This window comes from Lentzea pudingi (genome assembly GCF_014646255.1).
GTDB classification, from domain to species: Bacteria; Actinomycetota; Actinomycetes; order Mycobacteriales; family Pseudonocardiaceae; genus Lentzea; species Lentzea pudingi.
This window is the reverse complement of the sequence record NZ_BMNC01000005.1, coordinates 18,169-34,595: the sequence shown is the minus strand read 5'-3', so window position 1 is coordinate 34,595 and position 16,427 is coordinate 18,169. Positions and strand designations below refer to the sequence as shown.

The following is a 16,427-nucleotide window of genomic DNA, read 5'->3' as shown; positions in this document are numbered from 1 at the left end:
CTAACCGACGTGCCACGTGTGCACGGGCTCGCCCGCGTGCATCAGCTCCATGTACCGCTTGAGCATGCCGGACAACGCCGCGTCCCTCGACATGCCGCGTTCCTCCAGCAGCGCAACGGTTTCGCGCTGCCACGACGAACCCGTGCGCCGCGCGAGGCAGCGCTGTTCGATCACGCCGAGGTAGCGCTCGCGGGCCTCGTCGGAGACACCGCAGTCGCGCAGGCCCTCGTGCGCCATCGGCAGCAGCCGGCGCAGCACCAGCTCGTCCGGCGGGATCCAGCCGATGCCCGGCCAGTACAGCTGGGCGTGCATGCCGTGCCTGGCGCCGGTGTAGAGGTTCTCCTCCGCCGCCTGGAACGACATCTGCGTCCACAATGGACGCTCCTGCGAGGTGAGTGCGCGCTGGGCGCCGTAGAAGAACGCGGCGTTGGCCATCGTGTCGAGCACCGTGGGACCCGCAGGCAGGACCCGGTTCTCGACGCGCAGGTGCGGCACGCCGTCGACGACGTCGTACACCGGGCGGTTCCAGCGCCAGATCGTGCCGTTGTGCAGGCGCAGCTCGGAAAGCCGAGGCGCGCCACCGGCTTCCAGGACCTCCAACGGGTCCTCGTCGTCGGTTTCCGGCAGCAGGCTGGGGAAGTAGCGCACGTTCTCCTCGAACAGGTCGAAGATCGACGTGATCCACCGTTCCCCGAACCACACGCGCGGGCGCACGCCCTGGTTCTTCAGCTCGTCCGGGCGGGTGTCGGTGGCCTGCTCGAACAACGGGATGCGGGTCTCGTGCCAGAGTGCCTTGCCCAGCAGGAAAGCAGAGTTCGCGGCGATGGCGACCTGCACGCCCGCCAGGCACTGCGCGGCGTTCCAGTGCGCGGCGAAGTGCGTCGGCTCGACCTGCAGGTGCAGCTGCACCGAGGTGCACGCGGCCTCCGGCAGGATCGACTCGGCGTAGCTGAGGAGCTTCTCCGGCCCCTTGCCTGGCATCGCCGGGCCCTCCATGCGCAGCACCATCTCCTCGCCGCGCGCCTTGAAGATGGTGTCGTTGAGCAGCGCGTACCGAGGTGCCTCGGAAAGCCACTTGCGGTCGAAGTGCCGCTCCCGCAACGTCGGCAGCACACCGATCATGGCCAGGTTGGCGCCCACGTCGTGCGCCTTGGCATCGGCGTTGTCGAGCGACTGCCGCAACTCCTCTTCCAGGCCGAGCATCTCACCCCCGGCGAGCTCGCGCGGGGGGACGTTGATCTCGAGGTTCTGCTGTCCCAGCTCCAGGGTGTAGGAGGGATCGTCGATCTTCTCGAGGACCTCCGAGTTCGCCATCGCCGGGCGCATCGCGTCGTCGACGAGGTTCAGCTCGATCTCGAGCCCCATCTGCCTGCGGGGGAAGGAAAATGTGTCTTCGGCCAGCATCGTGGCCAGTGCGTCGAGACTCCGCTGCATCTTCTCGCGATAACGCTGGCGATCGTCTCTGGTGAACGTGCGGCTGGACACGTCGCTTCCCATGCCGCTACCCCTTCGCTCGGCGCCGGTGGGCGCGGGCCAGGCGGAACGCCAAAAGTGACACAGCGGAATCCCCCTTTACATCGCCCAAATCGGTGCTCTCTGTCACGTGGAGGTAACAACCAGCGATCATCCGCTGGTCGGGCGTGTGCGGTTCCGCCCTCCGGACTACCTCGCCTGTTCCACCTCGGGTCGGATGCGAAACTTCCGGCGTGGCTGACGTGATCGAGATCTACGACCCGGCTGATGCCCGGCTCGACGACTTCCGCGACCTGTCGACGGCCGATCGCAGGCCCGACCGGCCGGGTGGACGGGGTCTCGTCATCGCCGAGGGCGTCGTGGTGGTGGAACGTCTGCTGGCATCGCCGTACCCGGTGCGCGGGCTGCTCGGGGTGCGGCGCAGGATCGAGGCGCTGGACCTTTCTGACCTGGACGTTCCCGCCTACGTGACGTCAGCAGAGGTTATGGCGTCGGTCGTCGGTTTCCACTTGAACCGGGGTGTACTCGCGGCTGCGGACCGTGCGCCCGAGGTGTCGTTCGAGGAGCTTGCCGAGAGGTCCCGGCGCCTGGCCGTGCTGGAGGGCGTGGGCGACCACGAGAACCTGGGTTCGATCTTCCGCAACGCCGCCGCACTGGGCGTGGACGGCGTGGTTCTCGGCCCGGGGTGCAGCGACCCGCTCTACCGCCGCAGCGTGCGGGTGTCGATGGGGCACGTGCTGCGCGTGCCGTTCGCTACCACGGATGAGTGGCCCGCGGCGCTGAACTTGTTGCGACAAAAGGGTTACACCGTCGCCGCGCTGACACCGCGCCCGTCCGCCCTGCATCTTGCGGATGCGGGGTTGCGCGGCCGGCGCGTGGCGGTGCTGCTGGGCTCGGAGGGGCCGGGCCTCACCGACGAGGCGATCGACGCCGCGGACGTGGCGGTGCGCATCCCGATGTCGTCGGGCGTGGACTCGCTGAACGTGGCCACCGCGGGCGCCGTGGCGTTCTACGCCCTGCTTTAGAGAAGCGTCAGGATCAGCGCGAGCCAGGCGACGAGCACCCCGGTCACGACGCCGTACGCGACCCAGCGCCACACCGGCACCCTGCGCCCGAGCCACACGCTGGGGGCCAGGCCACCGACCACCAGCACGTTCGCCACGAGCGCGAGCCACTGGCTGGTCTCACCCAGGCCCAGCGACAGCGACACGACCGTCACCGTCACGATCGCGGCCGTGATGACGCTGACCGTGAGCCCGGTGCCCCACGGCGTCGGCTCCGGCTCCGGCTCGGTCCGCGTCAGCACCGGGCTCTCCGCAGGGGCCTCGGGCGCGTCGACGGTGAGCAGGTCGCCGCTGACCGGGTCGGTGTAGCTGACCGGGGAGTTCATCACCGCGGCGATCCGGCCGGCGAGCTGCTTGCCCCTGCGTGCGACCAACGTGCTGGCCACGCCGTCGGCCGGTGTCTCGGTGCGCACCACCGCGTCGGCCACCTTCGCCCACTCGTGCAGTGCCTCCGCCAGGTCGGCGCCCAGGGGCAGGCTGTGCGGGTCGACCTCGCGCTCACCGGACTCGTCCTCCCCCGCGAGCACGGCGCGGCCGTCCCGGACTCGCAACTCCACTGGGCCCTCCTCGGTCTGGAGCGTTCGGCCAGAACCTATCGGACGGGGTGGCGCGGGAGAACGGCCGAGTTGATCGAGTCAGTCGTGAGGTCGCGTTCGCGCCAGATCCCCATTGGCGCGAACGCGACCTTCAGGCCTACGCGAGCGAGTCGCGCCAGGCCGTGTGCAGGGCCGCGAACCGGCCCCGCTCACCGATCAGCTCCTCGGGGGAGCCGTCTTCCACCACAATGCCACCATCGAGCACCAGGACGCGGTCCGCGATCAGGACCGTCGACAGCCGGTGGGCGATGATGAACGCCGTCCGGTCGGCGAGCACTGTCTCCAGGGCTGCCTGCACGGCGCGTTCGGTGGGTACGTCCAAGGACGATGTTGCCTCATCCAGGACCAGCACCGCCGGATCTGCCAGGAACGCGCGGGCGAAGGCCACCATCTGCCGCTGTCCGGCGGACAGGCGGCCACCCCGTTTGCGCACGTCCGTGTCGTAGCCGTCCGGGAGGGCGGCGATGAACTCGTGCGCGCCCACCTCGGCCGCGGCGGCCTCGATCTCCGCCCGGGACGCCGACGGACGGCCCAGTGCGATGTTGTCGGCCACCGAACCGGAGAACAGGAAGTTCTCCTGCGTCACCATCACGACGGCCCGGCGCAGGTCCGCGTCCGCGACCGAACGCAGGTCCGTGCCGTCGAGCCGCACGGAACCCGTCGACGGGTCGTAGAAGCGGGCCACGAGCTTCGCCACCGTGGTCTTGCCGGCGCCGGTCGCGCCGACCAGGGCCACGGTCTGGCCCGCCGGCACGTCCAGCGAGAAGCGCGGCAGCACCAGCCGGGACGTGCCGGGGTACTGGAACTCCACGTCGGCGAACCGGACGGCACCCCGTGCGTGCGCCAGGGCGACCGGCGACGACGGTTCCGGCACGGACGGCCGTTCCTCCAGGACGCCCGAGATCTTCTCCAGGGCGGCGGTGGCGGAGGAGTAGGAGTTCGCGAACATCGCCAGCTCGTCGAACGGGTCGTAGAAGCGGCGCAGGTACAGCATGAACGCCGCCAGCACGCCCAGTTCGACGGCGCCGTCCGCGACCCGGAAGGCACCCCACGCCAGCACGACCGCCAGCGACACGTTGCCGATCGCGCGGATCGTCGAGACGAACGTGGCCATCACGCCCAGCGCGTCGGTGTTCGCGTCGCGGAACTGGCCGTTGAAGCCCGACATGATCTGCTCGTTGCGGGGCTGGCGCCGGAACGCCTGCACCGCGCGGATGCCGTTCATGGACTCGACGAACTGCACGATGATCTTGGCGATCGCACCGCGCGTGCCCCGGTACGCCTCCATCGAACGGCGGCGGAACCAGCGCCACAGGAAGAACAGGGGCAGGAAGCCCGCGATCACGACCGACGCCAGCGGTGCGTCGAGCCACAGCAGGATCACCGCGATGCCGACCACCGACAGCGCCGCGTTGAACAGGCTGTCGAGGCCCTCCTCCAGCAGGTCCTGCAGCGAGTCGACGTCGCTCGTCAGGCGGGAGATCACCTTGCCGGACGTGTACGACTCGTGGAAACCGACCGACAGGCCCTGCGAGTGCCGGAAGATCCGGCCCCGCAGGTCCAGCAGCAGGTCCTGGCCGACCCGGCCGGAGACCCGCAGGAACGCCCAGCGCAGGAACGTCGTCAGCAGCGCGCAGACCGCGTAGCCCACGACGCACCAGACGAGGATCGCCGGACCGCCGCCGACCGCGGCCGGGATGCCCCGGTCGATCGCGGCGGCGATCAGCAACGGGCCCGCGAGCGCCGCCAGGTTGCCGCCGACCACCGCCGCGACCGCCAGCGACGCGCGGGCGACGTGCGGGCGCAGCAACGAGCCCAGCAGCTTGCGCGAGCGGGCCTGCAACCGCAGACCCGTCGAGTGCGAGAGCTCCTCGATCTCCTCGGCGGCGACGCCGCGCCACTCTTCTTCTTGCGTGACAGTCACTTCACTCACGACGCCACCTCCTCTTCGACCAGGTCGTCGTCCATCGAGGACAGAAGACGCTTGTACTCCTCGTTGGTGTCCAACAGCTCCCGGTGCGAACCGATCGCCTCGATCTTGCCGTCGACCAGCAACGCCACGCGGTCGGCCAGCTGCACCGTCGACGACCGGTGCGCCACCACCAGCGCCGTCGTGTCGCGCAGCACGCGCCGCAGCGCACCCTCCACCTCGGCCTCGGTGTGGACGTCCAACGCCGACAGCGGGTCGTCCAGCACCAGCACCGCCGGCTTGCCGACGACCGCGCGGGCCAGCGCCAGCCGTTGCCGCTGACCACCGGACAGCGACAGGCCCTGCTCGCCGATCCGGGTCGCGAGACCCCACGGCAGCGCGTCGACGAACTCCTCCGCCTTGGCCACCCGCAACGCCTCGCGCACCTGGGTCTCGGTGACGTCCGGCAGGCCCAGGCCCACGTTCTCGGTCACCGACGCGGAGAACAGCACGGGCTCCTCGAACGCCATGCCGACGACCGTCCGCAGGTCCTCCAGTGAGAGGTCCCGCACGTCGGTGCCGTCGATGGTGATCCGGCCGCCGGTCACGTCCGCGAGCCGGGGCACGAGCGCGGTCAGCGTCGTCTTGCCCGACCCCGTCGCACCGACCAGCGCGAGCGTCTCACCGGGACGCAGGTCGAGGTCGATGCCCGACAGGACCTCGCGGCCGTCGTCGAACGCGAACCGCACGCCCTCGAAACGGACGTGCCCGCGCAGCGGCGTGGGCAGCGGCACGGGCGAGGCGGGGCCGGTGATCGCGACGGGGGAGTCGACGACCTCCCAGTAGCGTTCCAGGGCCGAGGCGGCCTGGTTCGTCTCCGCCAGCAACCACCCGATGGAGTCGATCGGCCAGCGCAGGTACGCGCTCACCGCGACCGCCGCGACCAGCGTGCCGACCGTCATCCAGCCCTGCACGATGCCGACCGTGCCGACGGCGAGCATGCCCGCGATCGACAGCTCCGGCAGCACGATCAGCACCGACCACAGCGCGGCCAGGATCTTGATCTTGCTCAGCTCGGTCGCCCGCAGCTCACGAGCCTGCGTCAGGAACCGCTTGGACAGCTCCGGCCCGCGCCCGAACGCCTTGAGCACCCGGATGCCGAGCACCGACTCCTCGACGGTCGTGGTCAGGTCGCCCGCCTGGTCCTGCGCCTGACGTGCGACGACCTTGAACTTCGCCTCGAAGAAGTACGAGATGACGATCAACGGCAGCGCACCGCACAGCGACACGACCATCAGCCACGGCGAGAGCGCCGCGATGATGCCCAGCCCGATCACCACGACGACGCTGTTCACGATCAGGAAGACGATCGCGAACGCCACGAACCGCCGCACGGTCGTGAGGTCGTTCGTCGCGCGGGACAACAGCTGACCCGACTGCCACCTGTCGTGGAACGACACCGGCAGCCGTTGAAGGTGCTTGTAGAGGTCGAACCGCATGGTCGCCTCGACCTCGGCCGCGGGCCGGGCGACGACCTTGCGCCGGATGTAGAACAGCGCCGCCTCGCCGATGCCGAGCACCAGCACGCCCAAGATCAGCCACGGCAGCGGACCGGTCTGCTTGTTCTGAATAGGACCGTCGACGATGCGCTGCGTGAGCAGCGGGATGCCGAGACCGCACAGCATCGCGAGCATCGTCGCCGACAGCACGACAGTCATCCGTGCGCGGTGCGGCCGCACGTACGGCCACAACCTCCGCAAGGTCTGAATTGTCGAGTTACGTTGATCGCTCACGCGACGAGCCCCCTCCAGGTCGTCTCCAAAGTACGAAGTCCGACCGGCTTTCAGCATCCGGTTTTCTCCCGACTGGAGCCTTCAGGCTCGACTTAGGTCGAGGTCAAGGGCACGATGACCACCATGACGCGGTTTCTGCGGAGTGAGCAGACGATGGCGTTTCCACACGGACGGCTCATCGCCTCACGCGATGGGGTGAACTACGTCCTGGCTCCGGACGGCTGGGACCGGCTGGCCGGTCCACGCCCCGGACACGCGATGTTCGTCTCGCGTGAGGACGCCGAGGACTGGTGCGAACGCGAGGGCTGGAACCTGCACCTGCTCGACGAGGTCCCTACACCCTCTTGAAGGTGAAGAGGCCGACCAGCCCGTAGGCGACGGCCGCGAGCAACGCCTCGGCGTGGTGCCGGTTGGTGAACCACGCCATCGCGGGCTCGTGCACCTTGAAGTAGAGCCCGATGCCCAGCACGATCGGCCCGAGCAGGATGATCGGCCACACCGGCCGCACCCCGAAGATCCGCAGGACCGGTCCGGCGAGCACCAGCGACGACACGAGCGCGAGCGGCAGCCCGACCAGTACGAGCAGCAGGAACGTCGACATCGACGTGCTGTCGAGCCACGACTTCAGGAAGCCCGACTCGTACGCCCACGTCCACCCGAGCACCAGCCCGGCCCCGACGGCCATCGACAGCACGACCCGGAACAACAGCCGGCGGCCCGTCCTGCCCGTCTTGCCCGCGGTGCTCTGCTCCGTCACGCCGTCCACCGTAACCAGCGGCCACCGCGCGAGCCAAGGTGCAGCCGCCTGCTCCTGCCACGGCGAACATCACGTTTCCGACCACCTCCGCCCGCTCACCGCGGCCGCCACCGCGAACGCGAGGACCGGCACCGCGCTCGCGCCGGGAGCGCCGTGCAGCAGCCCGAGCAGTGCCAGCGCGAGGGCCGTCAGCGGCCAGAACAGGCACCCGAGCACGAACGCCGTGCCGGCATCAGGGCGTTTCAGCGGCGTCAGCATCCCGGCCAGCAGCAGGCACCCCGCGATCCCCCAGGCGAGCGCGTTGACCGCCGTGGTGAAGACCCGCGAGACACCGCATCCCCAGTCGTCCTGCGCGAGGCAGTGCGGCGACAGCAGCAGCGGCAACGTCAGCGTCGAGCAGACTCCGGCGACCGCGCCGGCCACCGCCCCGAGCAGAACGCGGATCACCGGCCGTCCCGGCCCACCGCGCCGGTCAAGGGGCGGCCGACGCACAACGCCGCGATCGCATAGGAGACGCCCGCCGCGGTCAGCGCCGCCGTCACGAGGACGGGGCCACGTTCCGCCTGGTACAGGTCGAGGTGCTCGTAGACAACGAAACCGGTGGCCAGGACCAGCACGAGCCACAGCACGGCAGCGCTCCCCGCCACCCACCAGCCGCGTCGCTGCCGCAGGAACCGGAACCCTGCCACGACGAGCATCCCGGCCACCGCCACCCAGAACAGGAACTGGAGCGGGTACTGCAGCAACAAGGTCTCACCGCACAGGGCGCGGCGCGGCCCGCCGTTGCAGTACCGGGCCGTCAGGGTCAGCGTGAACAGGAACCCGAAGCCGGCGATCACCCCGGTGACGGCCCCCAGGACCGTGCGCGACAGCATGCGTCCAGAGCTACCTGATCAAGGCGTGCGGAGGGCCGATCAGGCCGAACTCTCCACAGGACCTTCACGGCGCGCGCCCGTCAGCACGGCGATCAACGCGTACAGCGCGGCGAACACCGCGAACGCCAGGAAGGTCACCCCCAGCAGCAACACCATCGCGACCACCGCCATGAGGGTCGCGGGCACGGCCACCAGCCATGCCCGCGACACCTTCAGCGATCGCAGTGCGAGACCGCCCGCCACCGACCCCGCCACGGCGAAGACCGGTATCGAGATCACGAAGGCCCCGAGACAGCCCCACTCGTCCTTCGAGCAGACAGAGCCCGAAGCGAAGAGCTCGAACATTCCCCACCAGGCAAGCCCGAGGAGTGCACCCACTCCGGCAGCCAGCGCGACACGACGTCCCACGATGTCAGCGTCTCAGTCAGCGGTTCGACCGCACGCCCAGTAAAACGTCCTCCCACGAAGGCACGATGGGGTGGTTCTTCTTCCCCCTCTTCGGGGGAGGGTCCTTGCGGACCGGCTTCTCGGCAGCGGGTTCCTGCTCCTTCTTCACCGGCGGTGCAGCCGGCGGAGCGGGGGCAGGAGCGGGCTCCGGCTCCGGCAGCTTCTCCTGCACGGGCTTCTCGGCCACGACAGGAGCGGACACCGGGGCAGTCGCCTGCGCGGGAACCGGCAGGGGCTCCTCGATGACGGGGATCGGCGGCAGGACCGGAGTCGACTCCAGTGCCTGGCGCGCGAGCTGCGTCACCGGGCGCACCGTGCGCAGCGTCCGGTTCGGGTTCGGGTCCATCAGGTCGACGGCCACGTCGTCGAGCGCCGTGACCGTGCCGCCCTGCGCACCGGGGTGGAACGCCCAGTGCGCGCGGTTGTCCGAACGCCCGGTCGTCCAGTGCAGCTGGACGATCCAGCGGCCGTCGTCGCCCTTCCACGAGTCCCACCTCGTGTCGGACAGGTCGTGTCCGCGCAGGCCGAACGAGTGCGCGACGACCTCACCGAGCGTCTGCACGTCCGGGCCGTCCTCACGGACCGGGTGTGCGCGCTGGGCCAGGTCCGCCGTGCGCGAACGCTCCAGCAGAACGGGGTAGGCGAAGCGCTCGATGCGGTGGACCTGCATGCCCGAGGCGGCCGCGACCTGCTCGATCGACTCGCCGGCACGGATGCGCGCCTGGATCTCGCGCGGCCGCATCTGGGCCTCGCCGGACTCGATCTGCATCTGGCCGAGGCGCGCCAGATCACCACGCAGGGCCGCCCGAAGACGCTCGTCCGCGGGGAGCGTGAAGCGCTCGCCGCGGTTTTCGGGGTCCTCGAGGATGACGGACTTGCCGTCCTCGTCGAGCCCGATGACTCGCAGCGCTCGCATCGTGGCCTCCCTGAATCCGCACCTCGCCAGCAGACAACGTTAGGACAACGAGTCGCCGATGAGTGGGAGACTCGCCGATATCTCTACGTGATCTTGCCAGTTCACGAGGGTTGCCGCACGCCCGTTTCCGGAAGGTTCACCTGGACCACCAGGCCTCCTCCCCCGTTCGGACGAGCCTTCGCCGAACCCTGATGAGCGCGCGCCACGGACTGCACGATCGACAGCCCGAGGCCCGATCCGGCCGTCCCGGTGCGGTCGCGCAGACGTCGAAAGGGCTCGAACAAGCCGGGTACCGCCTGGGCAGGCACGGTGGGACCGGTGTTCGTGACGGTGAGTTCTCGATCAAGCTCGACCGAGACGGTGCCCCCCGGCTTGTTGTAGAGAAGGGCGTTGCGCAACAGGTTGCCGACGAGGTGGGCAAGTAGGACCGGGTCGCCGTCCACCAGATACCGGCGAGTGCGAACTGCAAACGTGACCTTTTTCTCCGCCGCCAGAGCCTCACAGGACTCGATTTCGTCGTCGATGACCTCGTCCAGCCACACCAGCTCACGCGTGGCGAGCCCGCGGTCACTGCGAGCGAGCAACAACAGCCCGTCGATGAGCTTCTCGCTTCGTTCGTTCGTGTCGAGCAGGTGCGCTCCGAGACGGCGGATGTCGTCGGACGCGTCCGGAGCGCCGAGCGCCACCTCGATCAACGTCCGTTGCACGGCCAGCGGCGTGCGCAGCTCGTGCGAGGCGTTCGCGACGAACCGCTTCTGGCTGTCGAACGACGACGCGAGCCGGTCGAGCATGCCATCGAAGGTGTCCGCGAGCTCCTTGAGCTCGTCCGGCGGCCCGTCCAGCTCGATCCGCTGGTCGAGCCGTTCGGCCTCCAGCCGGTGCGCGGTCGAGGTGATCGAGTGCAGCGGCGCCAGCACCCGTCCGGCCACGACCCAGCCGAGCCAGACGGCGATGATCGCCGCGACCACGAGCGCGATCGCGGACTGCCACAGCACAGTGGTCATGACGTCCGACTTGACCGCCGCGGGTGACCACACGACGGCGTCGGCGGGCAGCGACGACACCTCCAGCGTCTGCATGGTCTCCAACGGGACCGTGCGCTGCACCGCCGTGCCGCCGACCGGGGCCGCCGCCACCCCTGCGGCGGGCACGACCCAGTCGGCGAGGAACCAGTAGTTGAGCCCGACCAGCGCGATGCCCGCGATCAGGAACACCCCGGCGTACCAGGCCGTCAGCCTGGTCCGCAGCGTCATGAGCCGAACCGGTAGCCGGCGCCGGGCACGGTCTGGATGACCTGCGGCGCACCCAGCTTGCGGCGCAACGTCATCACCGCCACCCGCACGGCGTTGGTGAACGGGTCCGCGTGCTCGTCCCAGGCCTTCTCCAGCAGCTCCTCGGGACTCACCACGTTGCCCTCCGCCCGCATCAGCACCTCCAGCACGGCGAACTCCTTGGGGGACAGCGGCAGGAACGTCCCGTCCCGCGACGCCTGGTGCCGCGGCAGGTCGAGCGTCACGCCCGCACGTTGGAGCACGGGCGGCAGGGCAGGACGAGCCCGCCGGCCCAGCGCCTGCACGCGGGCCACGAGCTCGGCGAACGCGAACGGCTTGGTCAGGTAGTCGTCGGCACCGAGCCCGAGCCCGGCCACCCGGTCGTCCACTTCAGCCGCTGCCGTCAGCATCAGCACCCGTGCCTCGCCACCGGTCGCGTGCACCGCCTTGCACACCTCGTCACCGTGCACGAGAGGTAGATCCCGGTCGAGCACCACGACGTCGTACGCGTGCACCCCCACCCGCTCCAACGCCGCTTCGCCGTCGTAGCAGACGTCGACCGCCATCGAGAACCTGCGCAGCCCCTCGGCGATCGTGTCCGCGAGCAGCTGTTCGTCCTCGACCACCAGCACACGCATGACGCCTATTTTCCGCGCAACGGGCATAAGCGCCGGATAAGGCCTTTCGCTTAACGCCGCCGAATGACGCCCTCCGTAGACCTGTCCCCATGAAATCCACCATCGCAGTGCTGCTGGGTCTGCTCCTGGCGCTCACCGCGTGCGGCTCGAAGGACCAGCCGGCCGACGCGAAGAAGGACGAGAAGGGGGACATGGTCAAGTTCGCCCAGTGCATGCGGGAGAACGGCATCGACATGCCGGACCCGAAGACCAGCGAGGACGGTGGCGGCATCGTGATCGAGGCGATGCCCGGCGGCGACGCCTCGTCCATCGACGAGGGCAAGATGAAGACCGCCCACGAGGCCTGCAAGCAGCACCTGCCCAACGGCGGCGAGTTCAAGCCGCCGTCGCCGGAGGAGCAGGACAAGATGCGCCAGCAGGCGAAGTGCATGCGGGACAGGGGTTACAACTGGCCTGACCCGAAGTTCGAGGGCGGCGGCGCGGCCGAGTCGATCGAGCTGCCGGACATGGAGGACGACAAGGTCAAGCAGGACATGAAGGACTGCGGCCTCGGTGACGGCATGGTGGCGACGAGGCCCATCGGATGAAGCGCCAGATGAACAGGAAGATCCTCATCGCCGTGCTCGTCGCCGCGGTGGTGCTCGGCACCGGCGGGGTCGTGGTGCTCACGAGAATCGCGTCCAACCAGGCCAACGCCGCACCGTTGCAGAACGCTCCGTCGAAGACGACGCAGGTCAAGAAGACGAACCTCGCGGACCAGCAGTCGGTGACCGGCCAGCTCGGCTTCGGGGCGGAACGAGCGCTGGCCAGCCGGAAAAGCGGCACCGTCACCGGGTTGCCGAAGCAGGGCGATGTCATCGAGCAGGGCAAGCCGGTGTTCTGGTCGGACGCCAAACCGGTGCCGTTGTTCTACGGAACGATGCCGCTCTTCCGCGACCTCGAGTCGGGCATGTCGAACGGACCCGATGTCAAGGTGGTGGAGGAGAACCTCGCCGCTCTGGGGTTCAAGGACTTCGGTGCCCCCGACGAGAAGTTCACCTACTACACGGCCACCGCGCTGAAGAAGTGGCAGAAGGCCAACGGCCTCGAGCAGACGGGGAAACTCGCCTCCGGTGACGTGATCGTCCAGCCCGGTGCGCTGCGCGTCTCGTCGCTGACCGGCCAGCTCGGCGCTCCCGCCGGCGGCGACCTGATGAAGGTCACCGGCACCGAACGCGCCGTGACCGTCGAGCTGGAGCAGTCCAAGCAGCGCCTTGCCAAGGTGGGCGAGAAGGTCGAGCTGTCGATCACTGGCGGCAAACCCACCACCGGCACGATCTCCGGCACGACCCGCAATCCCGGCGACCCGAACCAGGGCCAGAAGCCGAAGATCGTCCTCACCATCGCGGTCGACGACCCCAAGGCCGTCGAGGGCGTCGAGGGCGGCAGCGTCACCGCGCTGTTCACGGTGGCGAAGAAGCAGAACGTGCTCGCGGTCCCGATCGGTGCGCTCCTCGCGTTGAACGAGGGCGGCTACGGCGTCGTGACCGACGACGGCAAGACCATCCCGGTCACCGTCGGGATCTTCGCCAAGGGCCAGGTCGAGGTGCAGGGCGAGGGCCTGCGCGAGGGTATGAAGGTGGTGACCACCGAGTGATCACCGTCGACCACGCGAGCCGGACGTATCCCGGCGGCGTACAGGCGTTGCGCGACGTCTCCCTGACCGTCGGGGGCGGGGAGATGCTCGCGATCGTGGGACCGTCCGGCTCGGGGAAGTCGACGCTGCTGCACCTGATGGGCACGCTCGACAAGCCCACCGCCGGCAAGGTCGAGATCGACGGCAACGACATCTCCACCCTGTCCGACAACGCCCTGTCCGCGCTGCGGGCACGCACGATCGGGTTCGTGTTCCAGCAGTTCTTCCTCACCGAGGGACTGTCCGCGATCGAGAACGTGGCCGCGGGCCTCGTCTACGCCGGTGTGCCCCGGTCGAAGCGGCGGTCCATGGCGATGTCCGCTTTGGACAGGGTCGGCCTGATCCACCGCGCGCTGCACAAGCCGCACGAGCTGTCCGGTGGTGAACGCCAGCGAGTCGCGATCGCACGGGCCGTGGTGAACACGCCGGGGATCCTGCTGGCCGACGAACCGACCGGCAACCTGGACACGAAGAACGGCGCGGGCGTGCTGGAGTTGTTGGAGAGCCTCAACTCCGACGGCACGACGATCGTGATGATCACGCACGACCGGGACATCGCGGCGTGGGCTCCGCGTCGCGTCGAGGTCCGCGACGGGGTGATCGTGTGATCGACCTGCTGCGCCTCGGCTTCTTCGGCATGCGGACCCGCCCGATCCGCGCGGTGCTGTCCGCACTGGGCATCGCCATCGGCATCGCCGCCGTGGTCGCGGTCGTCGGCATCCCGGCCTCCAGCGCCGCGGCCCTCTCGGCGAAGATGTCCAAGCTGGGCACCAACCTCCTCACCGCCGCGCCCGGCCAGGACTTCTTCGGCCAGGACGCGAAGCTGCCGGAGACGGCGGTGCCGATGGCCAAGCGGATCGGCGCGGTGTCGTCGGCCAGTGCGACGGGCAAGATCTCCGCGAACGCTCGCAAGAACGACCTCGTGCCGTCGAGTGACACGCTCGGCCTGCAGGTGCAGGCGGCGGAGCAGGACCTGCTGAAGGTGCTGGACGCCGAGGTCCGCGCCGGCCGCTGGCTGTCGTCGGGCGAGAAGTCGGTGGTGCTCGGGGGCACCGCGGCGGCACGTCTGGGTGTGGACAAGCCCGGTGTGCAGCTGTGGATCGACGGGCAGTGGTTCACCGTCGTCGGCATCCTCGGGCCGCTGCCGCTCTCGCCGGAGATCGACAGGTCCGTGCTGATCGGCTGGGACGCGGCCAAGGAGGCCTTCGGGTTCGAAGGCAACGCGAACACGGTCTACGTGCGGACGTCCCCGGAACAGGTCGAGAACGTCCGCAACCTGCTCGGCCCGACGCTGAACCCGCAGAAGTCCAACGAGGTCAAGGTTTCCCGGCCCTCTGACGCGCTGGAGGCGCAGCAGCTGGCCGAGAGTTCCTACAACGCGCTGTTCCTGGGCTTGGGCGGAGTCGCGTTGTTGGTGGGTGGCGTCGGCGTGGCGAACACGATGGTGATCTCGGTGCTGGAACGGCGCAGGGAGATCGGACTGCGGCGGGCGCTCGGGGCGACCCGGCGGCAGATCCGGTGGCAGTTCCTCACCGAGTCGGTGTTGTTGTCCGGTCTTGGCGGACTGGTCGGCGTGATCGTGGGAATCGCGGTCACGGCCGGATATTCGATCAGTCAGCAATGGCCCGCGGCACTGCCGTGGCCGGCCCTGCTCGGGGGAGTGGGCTCGGCGATCCTCATCGGCGCCATCGCCGGCGTCTATCCCGCGGTGCGGGCGGCACGTCAGTCGCCCACGGAAGCACTCGCCTGAAAAGCCCTGGGGTGCACCGAGAACTCGTTCGGTGCACCCCAGGTTGCTGTCTTCAGCTGTAGGTCAGAGCTGGCCGACGACCCAGTCGATCGCCTGCGTGAGGATCGTGACGTCGTTCGGCTCGATGGCCGGGAACATCGCGACGCGCAGCTGGTTCTTGCCGAGCTTGCGGTACGGCTCGACGTCCACGATGCCGTTGGCGCGCAACACCTTCGCCACGACGGCGGCGTCGACCTCGTCGGAGAAGTCGATCGTGCCGACGACCTGCGAGCGGTCGGTGGCCTTCTCGACGTACGGCGTGGTGTACGCGGTCTTCTCGGCCCAGGTGTAGAGGCGGTCCGAAGAGTCCTTGGTCCGCGCGACGGACCAGTCGAGGCCACCGTTGCCGTTGATCCAGTCGATCTGGTGCGCCAGCAGGAAGAGCGTGGCGACCGACGGCGTGTTGTACGTCTGGTCCTTGGTGGAGTTGTCGAGCGCGGTCGGCAGCGACAGGAACTCCGGCACCCAGCGGTCCTTGAGCTCGTCGACGCGCTGGAGAGCCGCGGGCGACATGAGCGCGAGCCACAGACCACCGTCGCTCGCGAACGACTTCTGCGGCGCGAAGTAGTAGACGTCGAAGTCCTCGGCCTTGACCGGCAGGCCACCGGCGGCGGACGTCGCGTCGATCGCGATCAGCGCGTCACCGGAGCCCTCGATGCGCGTGACGGGCATCGCGACACCGGTCGAGGTCTCGTTCTGCGCCCAGCCGACCAGGTCGGCGCCCTCGGCGTAGAAGAGCTCGGGCGTGGTGCCCGGTTCGGCCTTGGTGACCAGCGAGTCCTTCAGGAACGGCGCGGTCTGCGTGACCTTCGCGAACTTGGAGGAGAACTCACCGTTGGTGAAGTGCTGCGCGGTCTCGCGGACCAGGCCGAACGACGCCGCGTCCCAGAACGCGGTGGTGCCACCGTTGCCGAGCACGACCTCGTAGCCGTCCGGCAGCTGGAACAACTCGCGCAGTCCGGAGCGGACGCGGCCGACGAGGTTCTTGACGGGCTTCTGCCGGTGCGACGTGCCGAGCAGGGCCGCGCCCTCGGACGCGAGGGCCGCGACGGCCTCGGGACGCACCTTGGACGGTCCACAGCCGAAGCGGCCGTCAGACGGCTTGAGCTCGGCGGGAAGCACCAACGAGGTCGGATCGGCGGTCTGGGTCATGTGGTCACGCCTCCGGGGCGATTGACTGAGCTTCAGGGACCTGACCGGCGCCGTTGCCGGAGTTCACAGTGT

18 protein-coding genes are annotated in these 16,427 nt (G+C 69.3%); 6 read left to right on the top strand and 12 right to left on the bottom strand.

Annotated elements, in window-relative coordinates; translation table 11 throughout:
* Complete coding sequence (locus tag IEY88_RS18960) at positions 1 to 1,497, bottom strand: glutamate-cysteine ligase family protein (protein ID WP_189156126.1); 1,497 nt, start codon at positions 1,495 to 1,497, stop codon at positions 1 to 3.
* 209 nt (positions 1,498 to 1,706) lie between these two features.
* On the opposite strand from IEY88_RS18960, the gene IEY88_RS18955 reads away from it, so the two are divergent.
* Positions 1,707 to 2,498 (top strand): TrmH family RNA methyltransferase, encoded by a 792-nt coding sequence (locus IEY88_RS18955; protein ID WP_189156125.1) that lies wholly within the window; start codon positions 1,707 to 1,709, stop codon positions 2,496 to 2,498.
* Here the strand turns inward: IEY88_RS18955 and IEY88_RS18950 are convergent.
* From IEY88_RS18950 to IEY88_RS18940, 3 genes are all read right to left on the bottom strand, one after another.
* Complete coding sequence (locus IEY88_RS18950; RefSeq protein ID WP_189156124.1) at positions 2,495 to 3,094, bottom strand: DUF2537 domain-containing protein; 600 nt, start codon at positions 3,092 to 3,094, stop codon at positions 2,495 to 2,497. The genes IEY88_RS18955 and IEY88_RS18950 overlap by 4 nt on opposite strands.
* A 136-nt stretch (positions 3,095 to 3,230) precedes the next feature.
* Positions 3,231 to 5,066, bottom strand: coding sequence for an ABC transporter ATP-binding protein (locus IEY88_RS18945; RefSeq protein ID WP_189156123.1), 1,836 nt, complete (start codon positions 5,064 to 5,066; stop codon positions 3,231 to 3,233).
* Positions 5,063 to 6,802: an ABC transporter ATP-binding protein gene (locus IEY88_RS18940; RefSeq protein WP_229693535.1), complete on the bottom strand. Its 1,740-nt coding sequence runs from the start codon at positions 6,800 to 6,802 to the stop codon at positions 5,063 to 5,065. Before IEY88_RS18940 ends, IEY88_RS18945 begins: the two co-directional genes overlap by 4 nt.
* A gap of 156 nt (positions 6,803 to 6,958) precedes the next feature.
* Here IEY88_RS18940 and IEY88_RS18935 point away from each other — a divergent pair, with 156 nt between their 5' ends.
* Positions 6,959 to 7,183, top strand: coding sequence for a hypothetical protein (locus tag IEY88_RS18935; RefSeq protein ID WP_229693534.1), 225 nt, complete (start codon positions 6,959 to 6,961; stop codon positions 7,181 to 7,183).
* Here the strand turns inward: IEY88_RS18935 and IEY88_RS18930 are convergent.
* The 7 genes from IEY88_RS18930 to IEY88_RS18900 all read right to left on the bottom strand — a co-directional run bounded on the left by IEY88_RS18930 (position 7,170) and on the right by IEY88_RS18900 (position 11,739).
* Positions 7,170 to 7,592: a hypothetical protein gene (locus tag IEY88_RS18930; RefSeq protein WP_189156121.1), complete on the bottom strand. Its 423-nt coding sequence runs from the start codon at positions 7,590 to 7,592 to the stop codon at positions 7,170 to 7,172. The genes IEY88_RS18935 and IEY88_RS18930 overlap by 14 nt on opposite strands.
* A gap of 69 nt (positions 7,593 to 7,661) precedes the next feature.
* Positions 7,662 to 8,039, bottom strand: a complete 378-nt coding sequence (locus IEY88_RS18925) for a hypothetical protein (RefSeq protein WP_189156120.1) — start codon at positions 8,037 to 8,039, stop codon at positions 7,662 to 7,664.
* The gene (locus tag IEY88_RS18920) at positions 8,036 to 8,467 is read right to left on the bottom strand and encodes a hypothetical protein (protein ID WP_189156119.1); all 432 of its coding nucleotides are present in this window, start codon (positions 8,465 to 8,467) and stop codon (positions 8,036 to 8,038) included. The genes IEY88_RS18925 and IEY88_RS18920 overlap by 4 nt, the downstream gene beginning before the upstream one ends.
* 39 nt (positions 8,468 to 8,506) lie before the next feature.
* Positions 8,507 to 8,875, bottom strand: coding sequence for a hypothetical protein (locus IEY88_RS18915; RefSeq protein ID WP_189156118.1), 369 nt, complete (start codon positions 8,873 to 8,875; stop codon positions 8,507 to 8,509).
* Between the two features lie 16 nt (positions 8,876 to 8,891).
* Positions 8,892 to 9,830 carry a septation protein SepH gene (gene sepH, locus IEY88_RS18910; protein WP_189156117.1) on the bottom strand — a complete coding sequence of 313 codons (939 nt, stop codon included), beginning with the start codon at positions 9,828 to 9,830 and terminating at the stop codon, positions 8,892 to 8,894.
* Between the two features lie 101 nt (positions 9,831 to 9,931).
* A complete protein-coding gene (locus IEY88_RS18905; RefSeq protein ID WP_189156116.1) occupies positions 9,932 to 11,083 on the bottom strand; it encodes a sensor histidine kinase in 1,152 nt (383 codons plus the stop codon).
* The gene (locus IEY88_RS18900; protein ID WP_189156115.1) at positions 11,080 to 11,739 is read right to left on the bottom strand and encodes a response regulator transcription factor; all 660 of its coding nucleotides are present in this window, start codon (positions 11,737 to 11,739) and stop codon (positions 11,080 to 11,082) included. Before IEY88_RS18900 ends, IEY88_RS18905 begins: the two co-directional genes overlap by 4 nt.
* A gap of 89 nt (positions 11,740 to 11,828) precedes the next feature.
* On the opposite strand from IEY88_RS18900, the gene IEY88_RS18895 reads away from it, so the two are divergent.
* Genes IEY88_RS18895 through IEY88_RS18880 form a run of 4 tightly spaced genes read left to right on the top strand, consistent with a single transcriptional unit; the run spans position 11,829 to position 15,164 of the window.
* On the top strand, positions 11,829 to 12,326 hold the full coding sequence (locus tag IEY88_RS18895; protein ID WP_189156114.1) for a hypothetical protein: 498 nt from the start codon (positions 11,829 to 11,831) through the stop codon (positions 12,324 to 12,326).
* An 8-nt stretch (positions 12,327 to 12,334) separates the two neighbouring features.
* Complete coding sequence (locus tag IEY88_RS18890) at positions 12,335 to 13,375, top strand: peptidoglycan-binding protein (protein WP_229693533.1); 1,041 nt, start codon at positions 12,335 to 12,337, stop codon at positions 13,373 to 13,375.
* Positions 13,372 to 14,022, top strand: a complete 651-nt coding sequence (locus IEY88_RS18885) for an ABC transporter ATP-binding protein (protein WP_189156112.1) — start codon at positions 13,372 to 13,374, stop codon at positions 14,020 to 14,022. Before IEY88_RS18890 ends, IEY88_RS18885 begins: the two co-directional genes overlap by 4 nt.
* Before the next feature lie 29 nt (positions 14,023 to 14,051).
* Complete coding sequence (locus IEY88_RS18880; protein ID WP_189156623.1) at positions 14,052 to 15,164, top strand: ABC transporter permease; 1,113 nt, start codon at positions 14,052 to 14,054, stop codon at positions 15,162 to 15,164.
* A 63-nt stretch (positions 15,165 to 15,227) separates the two neighbouring features.
* On the opposite strand, the gene serC is transcribed toward IEY88_RS18880, so the two are convergent.
* Positions 15,228 to 16,355, bottom strand: coding sequence for a phosphoserine transaminase (gene serC, locus IEY88_RS18875; protein ID WP_189156111.1), 1,128 nt, complete (start codon positions 16,353 to 16,355; stop codon positions 15,228 to 15,230).
* Positions 16,356 to 16,427: the final 72 nt, after the last annotated feature.